Source organism: Herbiconiux sp. 11R-BC (assembly GCF_049472555.1).
Classification (GTDB): domain Bacteria; phylum Actinomycetota; class Actinomycetes; order Actinomycetales; family Microbacteriaceae; genus Herbiconiux.
The window spans coordinates 693354-712007 of record NZ_JBCEBO010000001.1 but is presented as its reverse complement, the minus strand read 5'-3'; the positions used below and the strand labels follow the sequence as shown (position 1 = coordinate 712007).

Sequence of the window (18654 nt, the reverse complement as noted above, 5' to 3'; positions counted from 1 at the left end):
CGCCTGTCGCTCGCTCGGCGAGACGGAGGTGCATGGTGGCTGTCGACACAAACGCGAAGGGCGGCGAGGCCAGGCCCAAGAGTGTGCGGAGCCTGGTTCCGGCCCGGATGGACCGGCTGCCGTGGACGAGGTTCCACTGGATGGTCGTGTTCGGCCTCGGGGTGTCGTGGATCCTCGACGGACTCGAGATCCAGATCATCGCCTCGAACGGCTTCCAGCAGTCACTCGGCATGGACTCGCAACAGGTGGGCCTGGCCGGCACCATCTACCTCGTCGGCCAGGTGGTCGGCGCACTCGTCTTCGGGCGCTTGAGTGACAAGTTCGGGCGCAAGAAGCTCTTCATCATCACCCTCGCGATCTACCTCGTGGGATCGGCGGCTGCCGGCTTCTCGCCGAACATGGAGTTCCTGTTCGCGATGCGGTTCGTGGCCGGCCTCGGCATCGGCGGCGAGTACGCGGCCATCAACTCCGCCATCGACGAGCTCATCCCGAGCCACTACCGCGGGCGCGTCGACATCGCCATCAACGGCACCTACTGGGGTGGTGCGGCTCTCGGATCCGTCGCCAACCTGTTCTTCCTGAACCCCGACAACTTCGCCGAGAACATCGGATGGCGCCTCGCCTTCTTCATCGGACCGATCCTCGGTCTCGTCATGATCTACATGCGCCGGCACATCCCGGAGAGCCCGCGCTGGCTGATGACGCACGGCAGGGAGCACGAGGCCGAGAAGACGGTCGACGACATCGAGGCCCGGGTGGAGAAGGAGTCGGGCAAGAAGCTCGACCCGGTTCCCGACGACCAGGCCATCGAGGTACAGGCGCTCGACCGCATCCCGTTCCGCAAGATCGCCAGCGTACTCATCCGCGACTACCCCAACCGCACGGTGGTGGGGCTCACGATGATGATCACGCAGTCGTTCCTCTACAACGCCATCTTCTTCACCTACGCGCTGGCGCTGCAGAACTTCTACGGCATCGCGAACGACGCCGTGCAGTACTTCTTCTTCCCCTTCGCCATCGGCAACCTGCTCGGGCCGCTCGTGCTCGGGCACCTGTTCGACACCATCGGCCGGCGCAAGATGATCCTCGCCACCTACGGCCTCTCGGGCATCATCCTCACCGTCTCCGGATTCCTCTTCCAGGCCGACGTGCTGACCGCCACCACCCAGACGATCTTCTGGTGCGTCGCGTTCTTCTTCGCGAGCGCGGGGGCGTCGAGCGCCTACCTCACGGTGAGCGAGCTGTTCCCGCTCGAGATGCGCTCGCAGGTCATCTCCTACTTCTTCTCGATCGGGCAGATCGTGGGCTCGGTCGCGCCCCTGCTGTTCGCGACGCTGATCGGCGAGGGCCAGGACCGCGGCCCGATCACGATCGGGTACATCGGCGCCGGGTTGCTCATGGTGGCGGGCGGCGTCGTGGCGTTCGTCTTCGGGGTGAACGCCGAGCGCAAACCGCTCGAGGCCATCACGAACCCGCTGTCGGCGGTCGACTCCGGCAAGCTGAAAGTCGAGGGCGAGCGCACCACGCGCGAGCGCGCGAAGCGCACCTGAGCCGCCATTGGGTTAGCGGATGCAGAAATAGCGAGGACCGACCCCGTATAGGGCGTCGGTCCCCGCTATTTATGCAGCGGCCGCCAGCAGCGTCCAAGAGCGTGCCGGCGGCCGAGGGGAGGCGCTACGACTCCGGCGTCGTTCCGGCGGCGCGCGTTGCAGCGCGACGGCGGCGGAGTAGGACGACTCCGGCGCCGAGCGCGACCGCGAGCAGGGCGAGGGCGAGCTGCGCCCACGCGAGGCTGGCGCCGGTGACGGCGAGGGTCGAGCCCACGGCAGCGGGGTCGGTCGCCGCCGCGCCGCTGACCGTCAGCGCGAGGCTCAGCGAGAGGCCCGAGTCGCGACCGGTGAGCACGAGCGCGTGACCGCCCACGGCCGTGTCGGCCGGGATGGTGGCGGTCGTGTTCACGCGGCCCTGCGCATCCGCGACCACGCTGCCGAGCGCGACCGGGGCGGAGTGGAGCACGACGTCGACGGTCTCTCCCGGGCGGAAGCCGCCGGCATCGATCGTGACGGGGGAGCCCGCGGCCACCGAGGTGGCCGAGAGTGTGCCGGCGAGGGTGCCGGTGCCGCCACCGTCGCCGGGCGTCGAGCCGCCCCCGGGCGTGGAACCGCCGCCACCCGGCGTCGTCGGCGCTGCGCCGACCTCCACGCTCGACTCCGCGCTCACGTTGCCGGCCGCATCGGTGGCCCGCACCCGCACCGAGACCGCCGCGTCGCCGAGCGGCACCCCGGCGCCGCCCGGATAGGCCGTCCACGCCCCGCCGCCGAGCGAGTACTCGACCGCGGCGACGCCCGAACCGGCGTCCGTCGCGGCCACCGTCAGCACCCGGTCACCGGATGCCGTGGCCGAGACCACCGGCGCGATGCTGTCGATCTTCACCGCGGCCGCCACCGGCTCCGAGGTGTTGCCGGCCGCATCCGTCGCCCGCGCCTCGAACGAGGAGACGCCCTCGCCGAGCAGCACCGGCGCCGTGTAGGGCGCCCAGGCCCCGCCGTTGACGCGGTACTCCACCGAGGCGACCGCGCTCTGCGCATCCGTCGCCGTCACCGTGGCCGAGGGGGCCGTGGTGAACCAGCCCGACGCCGGAGCCGCGGGCAGGGTCACCGTGACAGCCGGCGCCGCGGTGTCGGGCGACACCGCGTAGACCTGCGCCTCCACGATGCCCGCCGCCCACGCGGCATCGCTGCCGTTGTGGTCGTTGACCACGCGGCCGACGTCGACCTTCACATAGCGGTACGCCCCCGTCAACCCGTCGCTCGTGAAGCCCACCGTGGTGTTCGCCAGCCGGCTGACCAGCCGCGTCCAGGTGGTGCCGTCGACGCTGCCCGACACCGTGAAGGTGCTGTAGGTCTCCGAACCGTTGTAGCTGCGGAAGCTCAGGTCGATGCGGCTGAGGTCGCGCTGCTCACCGAGGTCGACGGACCAGGCGAACGGCACAGCCGAGGGCTGGTAGTAGTTCGTGTTGTCCCCGCTCGTGGCGAGGTTGTAGTCGATGCCGTCGTTCGCCGCGCCCGCTGCGGCTCCCGCGGAGGCCGCGGCGCTCGCGGTCACCGGCTTTCCCTCGGAGACGAGCTCTTCGAAGGGCAGCGTGACGGCGCCCGAGGCCGCGTCGAACGACCACTGCGGGTGGTAGTCCAGGCTCATCGCCGTGGGGTCGGTGGAGGCGGCGCCGGCGCCGGGGCCGGAGCCGGAGCCCGAGGTGCCGATCGACAGCGGCAGCCACACGTAGCTCGACGAGCCGAGCTTGTTCGGGTTCCACCGGTCGCCCATGTAGATGTACTCGCGGTGCCCGTCGGCGCCCTCCACCGTCATGATGTTCGTCGGCTGGCTCGAGAAGGTGGTGTTGTTGCCGAGCGGCTTGAGCGCCGACCAGCCGTTCGGGTCGGCGATGTCCTTCGTGTACGAGTACATCGCCTGGTTCGCGTACCAGCCCGACTGGCCCGAGGTGACGACGAAGTAGTAGTCACCCACCTTCACCACAGCGGGCGCCTCGCGACGCTGCCCGACGAACAGCGGGTAGGAGTTCGCCCAGTCCACGTCGGTGTAGTCGGCGCTCAGCTTGTAGACCCGCATGTTCTGGTCGTCCTGCGTCGACACCAGGTAGGCGTCGGCGCTGTCGGGGTCTTTGAACACCGTGAAGTCGCGCGACCCGTAGCCCCAGAGCTGGTCGGGGTTCGTGTACGTGGGGTCGCTCGCATTCGTCGTGACCGAGCCCGCGCCGGGGCGGAAGTCGCGCTGGTAGCGGTAGTCGCCGCCCACCGTCTTGCTCGTGGCCACCACGAGGTGCGAGGCGGCGTAGCTGTCGGCGGTCTCCCAGTGGCCCCAGAGCACGAAGGTGTCGGTCGCCGCGTTGTAGAGCAGCTTGGGCCGCTCGAGCTTCACGTTCGCGAGCTCGGGGGCGCTCGCGGTGGTGAGGATGTCGTTGACGAAGGTCCAGTTCTTCAGGTCCTGCGACTTGTAGAGGCTCACGGCCAGGAAGCTCGCGCTGTCGTGGCTCTTGTTCTCGCCCACCCAGTAGTACCAGCCGTCCTTCTGCAGGAAGCCGCCGCCGTGCGCCTGGACCGACTCACCGGTGCTGTCGTACCAGGTCTGCCCCACCGGCACCGAGCTGTAGCCGTCGGCCGGCACGGGCTCGATCGCGTAGACGGCCGAGGTCGCCGAGCTCGCGGTGCCGTTCTTCAGGGCCACCGCTTTCACTGTGGTGCTCGCGGCCACGGAGAAGGGGGCGTCGTACTTGGTGCCGTTGCTCTTCGAGGGCGTCGAACCGTCGGTGGTGTAGTAGATCGACGCGCCCGAGGTGGTGGTGCTCAGGGTCACGGTCTGCGCGGTCTTGTAGGAGCCGGCTGCCGGCGACACCGCGGGGGCGGCGACGACGAGCGGCGTGGTGTCGACCGCGACGGCTCCGGATGCGACGGCCAGCCAGCCGATCACCGGCGCCTCGCTGCCGGCCGCCAGGCTCACCTGGAGCTGGACCGTGCACGCGGCGGTGGTGGCGAAGGTTCCCGACACCATCTTGCTCTTCGAGGCGGCGGCCGAGCTCACGGTGACGTTCGGGGTGATGACCGTCGTGTCACCGCATCCGGATGCCGGAACGACCTGCACCTTCATCTGGCGCGGGCCCGACCACCACTCGCGGAAGCCCGCGGTGAGGGTGTAGGTGCCGGCGGCCGGGAGGGGGAGGTCGTAGACCACCTTCTTCGAGTTGCCGCCGCTGCCGAGGGCGTACCAGCCGGTCTCGTCCTTGTCGGCGGCGTTGGCGGAGGAGTGCGCGCCGAGCTGGCTGGCGTCGTAGCCCCAGCTGCCGGAGGAGACCGGCTTGTCGGCCACCTGGTTGAGCAGTCCCGGGATGAGGCTCTTGGCGCCCTCGAAGGCGGGGGAGGTGAAGGCGCCGGTGGTTCCGGAGCTGTCGATGAAGTAGAGCAGGCTCTGCGGCACGACCTCCACCTGGGCGCTCACGGCGAGGGTGCCTTCGACCGAGCCGGGCACGGTGAACGAGCGGTAGTGCTGGTCGAAGCTGAGGTCGCTGAGATCCCAGGTCACGGCGGCGGCGCGCGCCGGGCCGGCGGTGGTGGTGACCTGCACCTGGGCGGGCAGGTTCGGCGTGCCGCCCGGCACGGCGGCGGCGTAGACCGGGGCCGCGAGGGCCGTGGGGGAGTCGGCGGCGGCGAGGGCGCTCGCGCCCGCGGCGGATGCTGCGGCTCCGGCCGACGCAGACGCCGACGCCGACGCCGACGCCGACAGCGTGCTCGCTGAGGCGGCCCCGGCGACGGAGAGGGGGATGACGAGGGTGGCGACGAGCGCGAAAGCCCCCGTCAGAGCAGCCGCTCGGCGGGTGCGCGCCGGGCGAGGTGACATCGGTGTCATGCAGGAATCCGTCCTTGGACTCGAGGGATGGGGCGAGAACAAGGATGATTACGCAAACATCACTGTTCACGTAAACATTAGTGCACCGGCATCCGGATACTCAACGGGTGTGGGCCGCCGCACGGCAGGATGGACCCATGACCGAGACGATCCCCGATCACCGGCCCGACGGGCTGACCGCGGCCGAGGTGGCCGAGCTCACCGCATCCGGTCGCACCAACGCCTTCGTGCAGGACTCGAGCCGCAGCGTGTGGAGCATCGTTCGGGCGAACGTGCTCACCCTGTTCAACGCGATCATCCTCGCCTGCTTCCTCGTGCTGCTCGCGATCGGACGCTGGCAGGATGCGCTCTTCGGCTTCTCCGCGATCGCCAACGCCGTCATCGGCACGGTGCAGGAATACCGCGCGAAACGCGCCCTCGACAAGCTCGCGCTGCTCAACGCACCGAGTGCCCGCGTGCTCCGCGACGGTGCGGAGGCCGAGGTGGCGGTGGGCGCGGTCGTGCTCGGCGACACCCTCGTGCTCCGGGCGGGCGACCAGGTGGCCGCCGATGCCGTGACCCTCGACGGCGACGGGCTGCAGCTCGACGAGTCCATGCTCACGGGGGAGTCCGACCCGGTCGAGAAGGCCCCCGGCGACCGGGTGCTCTCCGGGTCGATCGTGGTGGGCGGGGAAGGCTCGGCCGTGGTCGACCGGGTGGGCGCCGACTCCTTCGCCAACAGCCTCGCGGCCGAGGCGAAGCGCTTCTCGCTCGTCGCCTCGGAGCTCCGCTCCTCGATCAACCGGGTGCTGAAGTGGGTGACCTGGTTCATCGGCCCGGTGGCGCTGCTCGTGCTGAACGCGCAGATGATCGCCCAAGGCGGCTGGGTCGAGGCCTCGCAGAGCGGGGCGTGGCGGGATGCCGCGGTCGCGACCATCGCCTCGGTGGTCGCCATGGTGCCGCTCGGCCTCGTGCTCATGACGAGCATCACCTTCGCGGTGGGCGCCGTGAAGCTCGCCCGCCAGCAGGTGCTCGTGCAGGAGCTGCCGGCGGTCGAGGGGCTCGCCCGGGTCGACCTGATCTGCCTCGACAAGACCGGAACGCTGACGCAGGGCGACATCGTGTTCGACGCCGCGCATCCGCTGACCGAGCGCCCCGGCTGGGAGCGGGTGCTCGCCTGGTACGGCGTGCAGAACGACGCGAACGCCACCGCGCGCAGCCTCGTCGGGCGGTTCACCGAGCAGCCCGCGGGCTCGCCCGTCGACCGCGTCGCGTTCTCGTCGGCCCGCAAGTGGAGTGCCGTCACCTTCGACGACGGCATGTGGGTGCTGGGTGGCCCGGAGATGGTGTTCCCCGCGCGCGCCGCCGGCGACGCCGTGCTCGAGGGTCTCGCCGCCCAGGCGGCCCAGCTCGCCGCCACCGGCAGCCGCACGCTCGTGCTCGCCCACGGCACCCCGACGCACGACGAGACGGTGCCGGCCGATGCGGTGCCGGTGGTGCTGCTGACCTTCCGCGAGAACATCCGCCCCGACGCCGCCGAGACCCTCGCCTACTTCGCCGCGCAAGGGGTGGGCGTGCGCATCATCTCGGGCGACAACCCGCAGACGGTCGCCGCCATCGCGCGCGGCGTGGGGCTGGATGCGCCGCACGGCTTCGACGCCCGCGAGCTGCCCGAGGACCAGGATGCCCTCATCCGGGTGCTCGACGAGAACATCGTGTTCGGCCGGGTGACGCCCGATCAGAAGAAGCGCATCGTGGTGGCGCTGAAGACCGCGGGGCACACGGTCGCGATGACGGGCGACGGGGTGAACGACGCCCTGGCCATCAAGGAGGCCGACATCGGGGTGGCGATGAACTCGGGGGCTGCGGCCACCAAGGCGGTGGCCCGGCTCGTGCTGCTCGACGGCAAGTTCTCGCACCTGCCGAGCGTCGTGGCCGAGGGGCGCCAGGTGATCGCCAACATCGAGCGGGTGTCGATGCTGTTCCTCACGAAGACCGCGTACGCCACCTTCCTCGCGATCGCCTTCGGCATCCTGCTGCTGCCGTTCCCGTTCCTGCCGCGGCAGCTCTCGGTGACCGACGGGCTCACGATCGGCATCCCCGCGTTCTTCCTCGCGCTGCTGCCGAACGCGCAGCGGTATGTTCCCGGGTTCCTGCGGCGTTCGCTCTCCTTCGCCGTGCCGGCCGGCGTCGTGGTGACGGTCGGCCTCGCGGCCTACGCGCGCCTGGCGGCGAACATGGCCATTCCGGAGGCCGAGATCCGCACGGGCTCGACGCTCATCCTCACCATCATCGGCCTGTGGATCCTCGTGGTGCTCTCCCGGCCGGTCACCCGGTTCAAGGGCGCGGTGATCGGCGCGATGATGATCGGGCTGGTGCTCGTCTACACCGTGCCGATCGTGCGCGACTTCCTGCAGCTGGTCGACCCGACGCTGCCGACGGCGCTGCTGGTGCTCGCGACCTCCGTGCTCTCGATCGCGCTGATCGAGATCGTGCGCTTCGCCCATCGCCGCATCGCCGTGCGCGACGTCGAGCGGGCGCTGAACGCCCGTGAGGCCCGCCGGCAGCGGGCGGCGGAGGCGCTCAGCGCGAAGTAGGCGCCGCCGGGGCGAAGTACCGTCGGCCCGGGCCGACCCAGAGCGGAACGATCACGAGCACGCACGCGATGAGCTGGGTGACGACTCCCGACCAGTCCCCGTCGCCGCCGATCGCGAGGTCGGCCAGGTCGAGCGCGAGCCCGGCGAGCAGCACGATCGTGGTGCCGAGCCGGGACGCCCGGCTGCCGCGGGCCACACCGGAGGCGAGCGCCACGAGGAACAGCCCGAACAGGATCGTGGCGGCCCCGAGCAGCGTGATCGGCAGCGTGAGCCCTGCGCTCGCGGTTTCGGGCAGGTAGCGGAGGAAGATCGTGAGCACGCCGAGCGCGATGTCGGCGATGCCGGCGATGTAGATCAGCACGACGGCGAGGGTCACGAGGCCGGGGCGGCGGCGCGCGGTCGTGTCGGTCATGCACCGAGCCTAACGCCGAGGAGCGCGCGAGCTGGGGAACCGGTCGCGCCCCTCGTCTGGGCGCGAGTGCGCGGAGCGCAGCCCAGCCGCCAGGTGGTCAGCGGATGCAGATATTTCGAGGACCGACCCCGTATACGGCGTCGGTCCTCGAAATTTCTGCATTTTCACACAGCGAGCACTACGCGGCCAGCGCCGCCTTCTCTGCGGCGACAAGCGCGTTGATGCGTGCGCGCTCGGCGCGGCCGTAGGTCTCGCGGGTCACGAGGATGGCGACGAGCCCCACGATCGCGGCGCTCAGGTAGAGCATCGACGCGCCCGGCCAGCCGACCCAGCCCACGAGGGCAGCGGCGAGCAGGGGCGCGAAGCCGCCGAGCGCGGCCGCGATCTGGTAGCCGAGCGAGGCGCCCGTGGTGCGGGTGGAGGTGCCGAACTGCTCGGTGAGCAGCGAGCCCTGGTTGCCGGTGAGGGTGGCGTGGATGAAGCCGATGCCGAACACGAACACGGCCACCACGAGGGCCGGCGTGCCGTCGTTCGTGAGCAGGTACATCGGGAACGCGAACAGGATGGCGGCGACGCAGGCCCCGATGTAGAGCGGCCGGCGGCCCACCCTGTCGGTCAGCGATCCGGCGAGGAAAGTGGTGAAGATCGCCAGGATGCTCGCCGCGGTGATGGCGCCGAGCGCGGTGGGCCGGATGTCGGGGAAGCGCGTCGTGAGGTAGTTCAGCAGGTAGGTGGCGGTGGAGTAGTAGGCGAACGACTCGACGATGCGCAGCCCGATGACCCGCAGGATGCTCCGCCAGTCGCGGCGGATGGTGGTGAGGAACGGGTTCTTCTCGATCTTGCCCTCGGCCTTGGCCTCGAGGAACTCCGGCGACTCCGAGAGGCGCGAGCGCACGACCAGGGCGACGATCACGAGCACCGCGCTCAGCAGGAACGGGATGCGCCAGCGCCAGTCGCCGTCGAGGTTCGCGCACACGAGGAACATGCCGCTCGCGAGCGCGATGCCGAGCGGGTTGCCCGACTGCGGGATGGCGGCGTACATGCCGCGCCGGTTCCAGGGGGCGTGCTCGTAGGCCATGGTGATGGCCCCGCCCCACTCCGCGCCGAAGGCCAGGCCCTGGATCATCCGGATGATCACCAGCAGCACGGGGGCGAGAACGCCGACGGTCGCGTATCCCGGCAGCAGCCCGATGACGAAGGTCGCGCTGCCCATCACGAGCATCGCACCCACCAGCACGGGCTTACGGCCGAACCTGTCGGCCAGGTAGCCGCCGATCGCGCCGCCCAGCGGGCGCATCAGGAAGCCCACGGCGAGCGTGGCGAAGGAGAGCAGGGTGCCCACGAAGCGGTCGCTCTCCGGAAAGAACACGGCGCTGAAGTAGAGCGCCGAGGCGGTGCCGTAGGCGATGAAGTCGTAGTTCTCGACGCTGGTGCCGAGCGCGGCGGCGATCGCCGTCTTGTTGCGGTCCTTCGAGCCCAGCGCAGAGGGCTGCGTGGCCGTCGTGGTGGTCGTGGTCACTGGTGGATCTCCTTTGATCAATGATGGATGAACGGTCAGATGGCGGTGGTGACGGATGCGGGCCGCAGCTCGTCGAGCGCGTTGAGCTTCTCGACACGGCGACGGGTGTCCTCGTCGTCGTCGAAGGTGGCGGCGAGGAATTCGGCGACGATGTCGTCGATGAAGGCGGGCGGCACGAGCCAGGCGCCGAGGGCGATGACGTTGGCGTCGTCGTGCTCGACCGCCTGGTGGGCGGAGTAGCTCTCGTTGGCCAGACCGCAGCGGATGCCGGGGATCTTGTTGGCGGCCATGATGGCTCCGGCCCCGGTTCCGCACACGAGCACCGCGCGGTCGGCGCTCCCGTCGAGCACCGGGGCGCAGGTGGCCTGGGTGATGTCGGGGAAGTCGACCGGGTCGGTGCTGTGCGTTCCGCGGTCGATGACGGTGTGGCCGAGCTTCTCGATGGCGGCGATCACTCGCTGCTTGATCGGGAAGCCGGCGTGATCGGCCCCGACGGCGACTCTCATACGGGGGTCCTTTCGGTGGTGCGGGCGAGCATCAGCTCGGCCTCGGCGAGGGTGGGGATGGACGAGGATGCGCCGGTGCGCGTCACGGTCACGGCCCCGGCGGCCCCGGCGAGAAGCAGGCGCTCGCCGAGAGGGAGGTGGGAGTGGGCGGCGAGGTAGCCCACGACGGTGTCGCCGGCGGCCGTGGTGTCGACGGCGAGCACCCGCGGCGACGCCACGCGGCCGGAGTCGGCGTCGGGGGCGCTGGTGTCGTCGCCGGTGCCGGTGCCGGTGGCTGTGCTGTCGGTGTCGCTAGCGCCGACGTAGACGGCGCCGTCGGAGCCGAGGGTGCAGACGGCCGCGGGGATGCGCGGGTGACCGGGTGGGGGCGCGAAGGCCGCTGCCGCGAGGGCCTTCGCGGTGCGCCGCAGCAGCGATTCGAGCCCGCCCGAGCCGGCCTGAGCATCCCTCGCCCCCGTCCCACCGACGCCATCGATGTCGCCGTCGCCGCCGTCGCCGCTGTCGCGATCGCCGACGCCGAGGAGCGCCGCGAGCTGGGCCAGCTCGTGTTCGTTGACGACGAGCAGGTCGATGTCGCCGACGATGTCGGCGGCGGTGGCCGGGGCCGGGGCGGCATTCCAGACCACCGTCGCGCCGGCGGCCCGGGCGAAGGTGGCTGCGGCGCGATTGGCGGCGGCCGGCACCTCGTTCTGCAGCACGAGCACGTCTTCCGCGCCGATACCCCGCAGGGAGGCTCCGACGGTCGCCGCGTCGAGCAGTTCGTTGGCCCCGGCGAGCACGATGATGGCGTTCTCGGCGCGGTCGTCGACGGCGACGACGGCTCGTCCGGTCGGCGTGCCGGGGCGCCTCGCGATGCGGGAGGTGTCGACGCCGCGAGCGCTGAGGGCGCCGAGCAGTGTCTCGGCCTCCGTGTCGTCGCCGACGAGGCCGATCATGCGGGTGGGCGCACCGGCGGCGGCGGAGGCGATGGCCTGGTTGGCCCCCTTGCCGCCGGGGGAGGTCTGGGCCGAGTGGGCCAGAACGGTCTCGCCGGGGTGGGGGAGGGCGTGCATCCGGTAGCTGGTGTCGGCGTTGAGGCTGCCGAAGACCCAGACCGTGCCGGTCGCGTTCGAGCGATCTTCGGGCATGAGCACCTCCTTGTGAACGTTTCCATGGAAACGATTCCACGGGCGATGCGACAATGATGCACCAGAATCCCCGGGGGTGCAAACCGGGAGTGAGCGGGTGGCTCAGAGACCCGAGCGGTCGACCAGTTCCATCTCGATGCGGCGGGAGGCCACCTGGCGGCCGGCGATCAGATCGATCAGCCCGCGCACGCCGAGCCGCCCGATCGAGGCCGCATCGTTGCGCACGGCGCTGATCGGGGGAGCCGTGAAGTCGAACCAGTCGAGGTCGTCGAAGGAGATCACCTCGATGGCGGAGGCCGCCGTCCGGCCCAGGCGGGCGTGCAGCGCACGCACGGCGCCGAGGGTGGTGGGGCCGTTGGTGCCGAACACCGCGGTCGGCCGCACTCCGCGGTCGAGGATGCGCGTCATCGCCGCGGCGGCGCCGTCGGGCAGGAAGTCGCCGGCGTCGAGGAAGGCGTCATCCAGAGTGATGCCGTGGGCGGCGCGGCCGGCCGTGTAGGCCTCGAGCCGCTCGGCGCCCGTCGAGATGCTCGGCGGCCCGCCCACGAAGGCCACGTCGCGATGGCCGCGCTGCTGCAGCCACTCCAGCACGAGCCCGACGCCCTGGGCGTTGTCGGTCTCGAACAGCGGTGCGGTGAGGCCCTCGGCATGGCGGTTGAGCAGCACCACCGGCATCCCCGAGGCGACCAGTGCGGTGAGCCGCGGAGTGACCGGCCCCTGCGGTGAGAGCAGCAGGCCGTCGATGCGCTGCGAGGCGAAGATGCCGAGGTATTCGTCGGCCTGCGCCTCGTCTTCGTTCGCGTTCGCGAGCAGCACCGTGTAGCCGAGCGTCAGCGCCTCGCGCTCGGCGGCGTGGGCGAGTTCGGAGAAGAAGGGGTTGCGGATGTCGGAGACGAGCAGCCCCAAGACGTCGGTGCGGGAGCGGCGGAGCGACCGGGCGGGCCCGTGGGCCACGTAGGCGAGCGCCTCGGCTGCCGCGGTGACGCGCGCACGAGACTCGGGGGAGGTGGCCGGGCTGCCGCTGAGCACGCGCGAGGCGGTGCCGATCGACACCCCTGCCCGCTCTGCGACGTCTTTGATCGTGGCCAAGCTCCAGCCCTCCGTGGAAACGATTCACCCGGGGTCGATTCTACGGCCGTGGTGCGTGAGGAACCATCACCATGAGCCTCGTCGACGACCCGGCAGCTTCCGTTCGGCGCCGTCCGACCGGGCCTCACCGGGGGCGACTGAACCGTGGGCTCGCGTCGGTCCTGTCACAGATGCCGGAGCCCGGCGTCTTTCTCTGTGAAGGTCACGGCCGCCGCTCATGCGTCACGTTCCGCGTTCCCCACCGCGGTGGCGGCTGTGGCCTTCCCCCGTTCGGCCTGGCTCCGGGTCCCCACCCGCCAGGCTCGGCGAGAGGGGTCTCGCCACGGACCGCTGCAGAGCGGTCCGGTGTGGCCGCCCGTGTAGGGCGGGTGGCCACACCATCTCCTGACCGCCGCCGCTGCACCGGATGCGCGCCCTCTCAGACCTCGAACAGGCCGAGGTACACGAGCCCGTTGAACAGCGCGCCGGGCTCCCGGATGCGCTGGGCCGGGTCGGCGTAGGCGAACGCGGCATTGGCGGTGGCGATGCCCCGCGCCGCACAGGCCTCAGCGATCCGGCGCCCCACCGCCTCCGACGCCGGCCGCGACTCCTCGATGAGCTCTCCCGCCGGAACCGTGGTCGGACGCCACGAGACCCACAGCAGCTCTTCGTCGTAGAGGAACCGCTCACCGAGATCGACGGAGAAAGCGCATCCGGTCACGTCGGCCGGCGCCCTCTCGATCTCGTCGACCTCGAGGCTCCAGTAGGCGGGGTCGTGATCGAAGTAGGAGCAGAACGCGGCTTCGTCGAGCCCGGTGGTGCCGATCCAGAAATGCGTCGCCGACGGCGGCGGCGGGTCCATGCCCCCGTGCTCGGCGACCCAGTCGAACAGGCTTCCCGCCCGCAGCCCATGGCGCCGTTCGAGCTCGGGGAAGCCACCGGGCGGGGTGCGGTTCAGCGCCTCATCGACCAGCGCCCGCTTGACGGCGTCGTCGTGTTGCACGGGGCTCGCTCACTCCGCCGCCGTGGCGGTCCAGAGGTGGTCGACGCCGCCCTTGATCGCCACCACCGCGACGTTCTGGGACAGATCGGACGCGTCGAACAGCTGCGTGGCGCAGGCGTGCACGCCGAATCGCTCGAAGAACCACTGGGAGAGCGGGCGGGTGCTCATGCCCTGCCAGGTGAAGAACACGCCCTGCTTCTTGTCACGCCCCTTGTAGGTGGCCTTCTCGTCGGCGCGGATCATCGCCTCGGGCAGCTCGAACTGCACTGCCCCGGCGATGGCGTCCAGATCGGGGGAGGTCGTAGCCGGGTTCCAGAACAGCCGTACGACGAAACCGGTTCCGGATCCTCCCGGAGCGCGCACGGCACGGTAGCCGCCGACGTACCGCTCGTCGGCTCCGTTCCACAGGGCGTAGGCCGCCTGGGCCTGCTTCTTGGCGCCGAAGACCTGTGGTTCGTCGCAGAGCGCGAGCATCTGCTCGGGGGAGTCGAGGGCGGAGGCGATGGCGGAGTAGTCAGGCACTGCGGTTTCCTTCTGGTCGGTGTGGGGTGAGGGGTGGAGCGGGTGATCGGGATGCGGCGCGGTCCCCGCGTGGGCGACGGCGCCGCATCCTGGTCTTCGGAGGCGATGCCTAGGCGGACTTGCGGCGCAGGAGGACGAGCGCGAGGCCGCCGGTGGCGAGCAGCAGGGCGATTCCGCTGATGGTCCAGGCAGCGACACCGGTCGAGGCCAGGGCGCCGCTGCCGCTCGTGCCCGACCCCAAGGATCCGGCCCCGGGGGCACCGGGAGCGCCGGGGGCGTTCGTCGCGGGCGCGGTCGGGTCGAGGGTCGCGGGCGTCGTCGGGGTGACTGTCACCGTGGGCGTGGGCGTGGGGGTGCCGGTCGTGACGACGGCGGCGGTGACGGTGACGGTGATGACCGCTCGCCCCGCGACGCCCTCGACGTTGGCTACCTGGTAGCTCACTGCTGCGGCGGTTCCGGTGAAGCCGGCGGTGGGGGTGAAGACGACGACGCCGCCGGACGCGGTGAAGGTCCCGCCGGCGACGCTGACCTGCGTCGCCGGGTCGCCTGCGGCGTCCAGCAGCGTCAGGCTGGCCGGGTCGAGGGCGGGTTCGCCGGGGAGTCCGTCATTGGCCAGCACATCGATGGTGACCGGAGTCGCGGCCGCGGTGGTCGCGGTGTCGTCGACGATCGCCGTGGGGTGAACCGCGGGCGCGAGGGACTGCTGCAGGATCGTCCCGCTGAACTGCCAGGCCGGGAACACGGGCCCCGGGTAACCCATCGCCCAGGTCACCGTGTTCGCGGCCGGCGCCGTGAAGATCCAGGATGCACTGTCGGCGGCGAGCACGAAGTCCGCGTCCCCGGTGACCTGCGTGATGATCGCGCCGTGGGGTTCGTGCAGCGGGTTCGTGGTGCTCGCACCGATGGCCACGGCCGCGAGCGTCAGGGTCTGGCCGGTCGCGTGCACCTGGTGGAGGGTCGGCAGTCCGCCCAGCGGGCTGAGGTCGGCGATGCGGTTGTCCTCGAGGGTCACGCCGTCCAACGCCGTCAGCGTTGCGAGCGGGGCGAGGTCGGAGATGGCGTTGTCGGCCAGATCGAGGCCGTAGAGCTTCGTCAGCCCCGACAGAGGGCTGAGGTCGGAGATCTGATTGCTCGTCGCACCGAAGTACGAGATCTGCGTCAAACCGCCGATCGGGCTGAGGTCGGTGACCTGGTTCTCCCGCACGGAGAGCCAGGTGAGCGCGGTGAGCGACGACAAGGGGGCGATGGTCGTGACCTGATTCTGGGTCAGGTTCAGCCAGGTCAGGTGCGTGAGGGAGCCCAGCGGGCTGAGGTCGGAGATCGAGTTGGCGAGAAGACCGAGCGCGGTGAGGGAGGTGAAGCTCTCGATGCCGCCCAGACTGGTGATTCCGGCGAAGTTGCAGCTCAGATCGGTCATCGCGGCAGCCTGGCCGGTCGAGACCGGGCTGGCCGCCGGCCGCCCGAGCTGCTGGTTGACGCAGGCCTGCAGGGCGGGGTCGGCGAACACGACGTCGGCGGCGTAGGCGGGAGAGGCGAGCAGGAGGGAGCCGGCGATCGCCGAAGCGACGATCGCTCCGGCGGCCAGGGAACGGGCATGCTTCATGGGCGATCGTCTCTTCTTTGTCGGCAACAGGGGTACGTGGAGGAAGACCGGCGCTCAGCGAAGGTGTGACAAAGAGGTTGTGGCGACTCGCTCGGGAGGGTCGGCTCGCGAGAGCGGGGGTGATCTTGAGGGTGATTTCCGTGTTCTCGTAGTGTCGGAAGGGGAAGTCGGTTGTTTCCCTGAGACAAGTGGTCGCGCGGGGTGACCGGGATGGCGGGGTAGCAGGTGATTCCGATGCGTTCGGAGCCGGTGGAGCGGTCGCAGCGGCACGCTTCTCTTGAAGCGATGATCTCCAGCGACCCGCAGCGCCTGCGGAGGCGCGCGATCTCGCTGGGCGTGCATCCCGAAGACGCCGACGACATCGCCCAGATCGCCGCCCTGCGGGCCTGGCGGTCGATCGACACCCTGCGGTCCTATGACGGCGGCCCGCTCTGCGCGTGGCTCGACGTGATCGCCCGCAACACCGTCATCGACGCCGGGAGGGCCCGATCCGCGCTCGTTCTGGCCGGTCTGGACGAGACCATCGCCGACGGGGTCGACGTCGTCGCCGACGTCGAGATCCGGGTGGCCCTCGAACACGCCCTCGACCGGATCGCGGCGCTCCCCGACGGCCTGCGGGTGCCGTTCGTGCTCAGCGTCGTCGACGGGCGGAGCGCGAAGGAGATCGCCGAACTGACGGGACTCACCCCGGTGAACGTGCGCCAGCGGATCACGCGGGCGCGACAGGCCCTGTCGCGCGATCGCTCCTAGCTCCCGCGCGCGGAGCCAGGCCTCCCGTCCGCGCGTCGCCGGGCCGTGCAGGAGACGCCCATGTCCGACCCGCGTGGCCGGGGCCCGGATCCCCTGCGGGATCGGCGAAGATGGGAGCGACGGAAGGAAACTCGTTGAACCGCATCGACGTCGTGGAACTGAGCATCGCCCAACTGCTCCAAGCCCTCGACGCGGGCGAGGTGACGAGCGTCGAGCTCGTCTGCGCCTACCTCAACCGCATCGCCTACTACGACCGCACCGGCCTGTGCCTGCACGCCGTCGCGGTGCTCGACCCCGGCTGCCTCGAGCAGGCCGCGGCCTCGGATGCGCGCCGCCGCGCCGGAAAGGCCGGCCCGCTGGAGGGCATCCCGTTCACCGTCAAGGACAGCTACAAGGTCAAGGGCCTCACGGTGGCCTCGGGCAGCCCGGCGCTCGCCGAGCTCGTGGCGACCGAGGATGCGGCATCCGTCGCCCAGCTGCGGGCTGCCGGCGCGGTGCTGCTCGGCAAGACGAACATGCCGCCGATGGCGGCCGGCGGCATGCAGCCGGGGGTCTACGACTACGCGCGCAGCCCCTACCACCCGCAATACCTCACGGCGGCCTACGGCTCGGGTTCGTCGAACGGCTCCGGCACCGCCACGGCGGCCAGCTTCTGCGCCTTCGGCATGGCCGAGGAGACCGTGTCGTCGGGGCGCGCGCCCGCCTCGAACAACAGCCTGGTGGCCTACACGCCGTCGCGGGGCGTGCTGTCGATCCGCGGCAACTGGCCGCTGCGGCCGAGCTGCGACGTCGTGGTGCCGCACACGCGCACGGTCTCCGACCTCCTGCTGCTGCTCGACGTGCTCGCGGTCGGCGACCCCGACCGCTCCGGCGACTTCTGGCGCCAGCAGAGCGCGGTCGAGCTGCCGGCCCCCGAGGAGGTGCTCCCGCATCCGGTCTCCCGGCCCCGCCCGGAGCGGCTCGACGGCCTGCGCATCGGGGTGCCGCGCCTCTACATCGGCGAGGACGCCGAGCCGATCGACCCGCCCGTCATCCGTCTGAGCGTGCGAGCACTGTGGGACCGGGCCGCCGACGACCTGCGGGCGCTCGGCGCCGAGGTGGTCGAGGTCGACTTCCCGGTGGTCTCGAACTACGAAGAAGACCGCCCGTCGGCCCAGGGGCTCGTCTCCCGCGGCCTCGTGCCGGCGAACTGGCGCGCACTCGAGGGTGGACCGATCACGGCGATGGCGCTCGACGCCTTCCTGCGCGACAACGGCGACCCGCAGCTCGACAGCTGGGCCGACGTCGACGGCGACACCGTGTTCCCCGTCGACGACGCTCCCGTGCCGGTCTGGATCACCCGCGCCCGCGGCGGTTTCGACTGGCAGCGCCTCGCCGAGCTCGTGAAGCAGGGGCTGCCGGCGTCGTACGACGAAGTGCCCGGTCTCGCCCAGCTGCTGACCGGTCTCGAGCGGGCGCGCCAGGAGGACTTCGAGGCCTGGCTGAGGGCCGAGGGCCTCGATCTCGTGGTGTTCCCCGCCGCCGGCGACGTGGGCCGGGTTGACCTGTTCACGCGGCCCGAGAGCCTCGAGGCGGCGTCGCGCAACGGCGTGGTCTACTCCAACGGCAACCGCGTCATCCGGCACCTCGGCATCCCCACCGTCACGGTGCCGATGGGCTTCATGGCCGACATCCAGATGCCCGTCGGGCTCACCTTCGCGGGGCCCGCCTACGGCGACGACGCCCTGCTCGACTCGGCCTCGGCCTACGAGCAGGCCACGAAGCGGCGGCAGCCCGCCTTCCTCACGCCGACGCTGCCGAGCAACCAGATCGACGCGGGCGTGGGGGCTCCGGATGCTCGCGACGACGCTCAGGATGCGCTCGCCGCCCCCGAGGCGACCGTCTCGATCGAGGCGCGGGGCCGCTCCTGGGAGGTGGAGGTGCGGCTGACCGCCGGTGCTGCGGCCGGCGCATCCGCGTCCGAGGCTCCTTTCGCCCAGGTCTGGGCCGACGGCCACATCATGCGCCCGGTCCCGGACGAGCCCGGCGTCTACCGCGGCGCCGTCTCGCTCGCCCGAAAGCGCCTCACCGACGAGATGATGATCGTGATCTCGGCCGGCGGCTCCGCAGCGTCGATGCAGCTCGTGCCTCTGCCACCCCGCACCGCGTAG

13 protein-coding genes are annotated in these 18654 nt (G+C 71.1%); 4 read left to right on the top strand and 9 right to left on the bottom strand.

Annotation, left to right across the window (positions count from 1 at the left end):
• Window positions 1-35: 35 nt before the first annotated feature.
• Window positions 36-1550 carry an MFS transporter gene (locus VD659_RS03165; RefSeq protein WP_423259678.1) on the top strand — a complete coding sequence of 505 codons (1515 nt, stop codon included), beginning with the start codon at window positions 36-38 and terminating at the stop codon, window positions 1548-1550.
• A gap of 124 nt (window positions 1551-1674) precedes the next feature.
• Here the strand turns inward: VD659_RS03165 and VD659_RS03160 are convergent, their stop codons facing one another.
• Window positions 1675-5418, bottom strand: a complete 3744-nt coding sequence (locus VD659_RS03160) for an OmpL47-type beta-barrel domain-containing protein (RefSeq protein WP_423259677.1) — start codon at window positions 5416-5418, stop codon at window positions 1675-1677.
• A 137-nt stretch (window positions 5419-5555) separates the two neighbouring features.
• Here VD659_RS03160 and VD659_RS03155 point away from each other — a divergent pair, with 137 nt between their 5' ends.
• The gene (locus VD659_RS03155) at window positions 5556-7994 is read left to right on the top strand and encodes an HAD-IC family P-type ATPase (RefSeq protein WP_423259676.1); all 2439 of its coding nucleotides are present in this window, start codon (window positions 5556-5558) and stop codon (window positions 7992-7994) included.
• On the opposite strand, the gene VD659_RS03150 is transcribed toward VD659_RS03155, so the two are convergent.
• The 8 genes from VD659_RS03150 to VD659_RS03115 form a co-directional block, all read right to left on the bottom strand.
• Window positions 7981-8406 (bottom strand): hypothetical protein, encoded by a 426-nt coding sequence (locus VD659_RS03150; RefSeq protein ID WP_423259675.1) that lies wholly within the window; start codon window positions 8404-8406, stop codon window positions 7981-7983. The genes VD659_RS03155 and VD659_RS03150 overlap by 14 nt on opposite strands.
• Window positions 8407-8584: 178 nt before the next feature.
• Window positions 8585-9925, bottom strand: coding sequence for an MFS transporter (locus VD659_RS03145; protein WP_423259674.1), 1341 nt, complete (start codon window positions 9923-9925; stop codon window positions 8585-8587).
• Window positions 9926-9960: 35 nt separating this feature from the next.
• Entirely contained in the window at window positions 9961-10431 is a 471-nt protein-coding gene (locus VD659_RS03140; protein ID WP_423259673.1) for an RpiB/LacA/LacB family sugar-phosphate isomerase, read from the bottom strand.
• Window positions 10428-11558, bottom strand: coding sequence for a PfkB family carbohydrate kinase (locus tag VD659_RS03135; protein ID WP_423259672.1), 1131 nt, complete (start codon window positions 11556-11558; stop codon window positions 10428-10430). The genes VD659_RS03140 and VD659_RS03135 overlap by 4 nt, the downstream gene beginning before the upstream one ends.
• A 102-nt stretch (window positions 11559-11660) precedes the next feature.
• Window positions 11661-12647: a LacI family DNA-binding transcriptional regulator gene (locus VD659_RS03130; protein ID WP_423259671.1), complete on the bottom strand. Its 987-nt coding sequence runs from the start codon at window positions 12645-12647 to the stop codon at window positions 11661-11663.
• Window positions 12648-13065: 418 nt separating this feature from the next.
• Window positions 13066-13629: an immunity 22 family protein gene (locus VD659_RS03125; protein WP_423259670.1), complete on the bottom strand. Its 564-nt coding sequence runs from the start codon at window positions 13627-13629 to the stop codon at window positions 13066-13068.
• Between the two features lie 9 nt (window positions 13630-13638).
• Entirely contained in the window at window positions 13639-14151 is a 513-nt protein-coding gene (locus VD659_RS03120; protein ID WP_423259669.1) for a hypothetical protein, read from the bottom strand.
• Window positions 14152-14260: 109 nt separating this feature from the next.
• A complete protein-coding gene (locus VD659_RS03115) occupies window positions 14261-15754 on the bottom strand; it encodes an Ig-like domain-containing protein (RefSeq protein WP_423259668.1) in 1494 nt (497 codons plus the stop codon).
• Between the two features lie 285 nt (window positions 15755-16039).
• On the opposite strand from VD659_RS03115, the gene VD659_RS03110 reads away from it, so the two are divergent.
• A complete protein-coding gene (locus tag VD659_RS03110; RefSeq protein ID WP_423259667.1) occupies window positions 16040-16504 on the top strand; it encodes an RNA polymerase sigma factor in 465 nt (154 codons plus the stop codon).
• 134 nt (window positions 16505-16638) lie between these two features.
• Window positions 16639-18654: an amidase gene (locus tag VD659_RS03105; RefSeq protein ID WP_423259666.1), complete on the top strand. Its 2016-nt coding sequence runs from the start codon at window positions 16639-16641 to the stop codon at window positions 18652-18654.

Coding starts and splice junctions, on each gene's coding strand:
- VD659_RS03115 (WP_423259668.1), bottom strand. CDS start 15,754: ATGAAGCATGCCCGTTCCCTGGCCGCCGGAGCGATCGTCGCTTCGGCG.
- VD659_RS03160 (WP_423259677.1), bottom strand. CDS start 5,418: ATGACACCGATGTCACCTCGCCCGGCGCGCACCCGCCGAGCGGCTGCT.
- VD659_RS03135 (WP_423259672.1), bottom strand. CDS start 11,558: ATGCCCGAAGATCGCTCGAACGCGACCGGCACGGTCTGGGTCTTCGGC.
- VD659_RS03140 (WP_423259673.1), bottom strand. CDS start 10,431: ATGAGAGTCGCCGTCGGGGCCGATCACGCCGGCTTCCCGATCAAGCAG.
- VD659_RS03110 (WP_423259667.1), top strand. CDS start 16,040: ATGATCTCCAGCGACCCGCAGCGCCTGCGGAGGCGCGCGATCTCGCTG.
- VD659_RS03155 (WP_423259676.1), top strand. CDS start 5,556: ATGACCGAGACGATCCCCGATCACCGGCCCGACGGGCTGACCGCGGCC.
- VD659_RS03150 (WP_423259675.1), bottom strand. CDS start 8,406: ATGACCGACACGACCGCGCGCCGCCGCCCCGGCCTCGTGACCCTCGCC.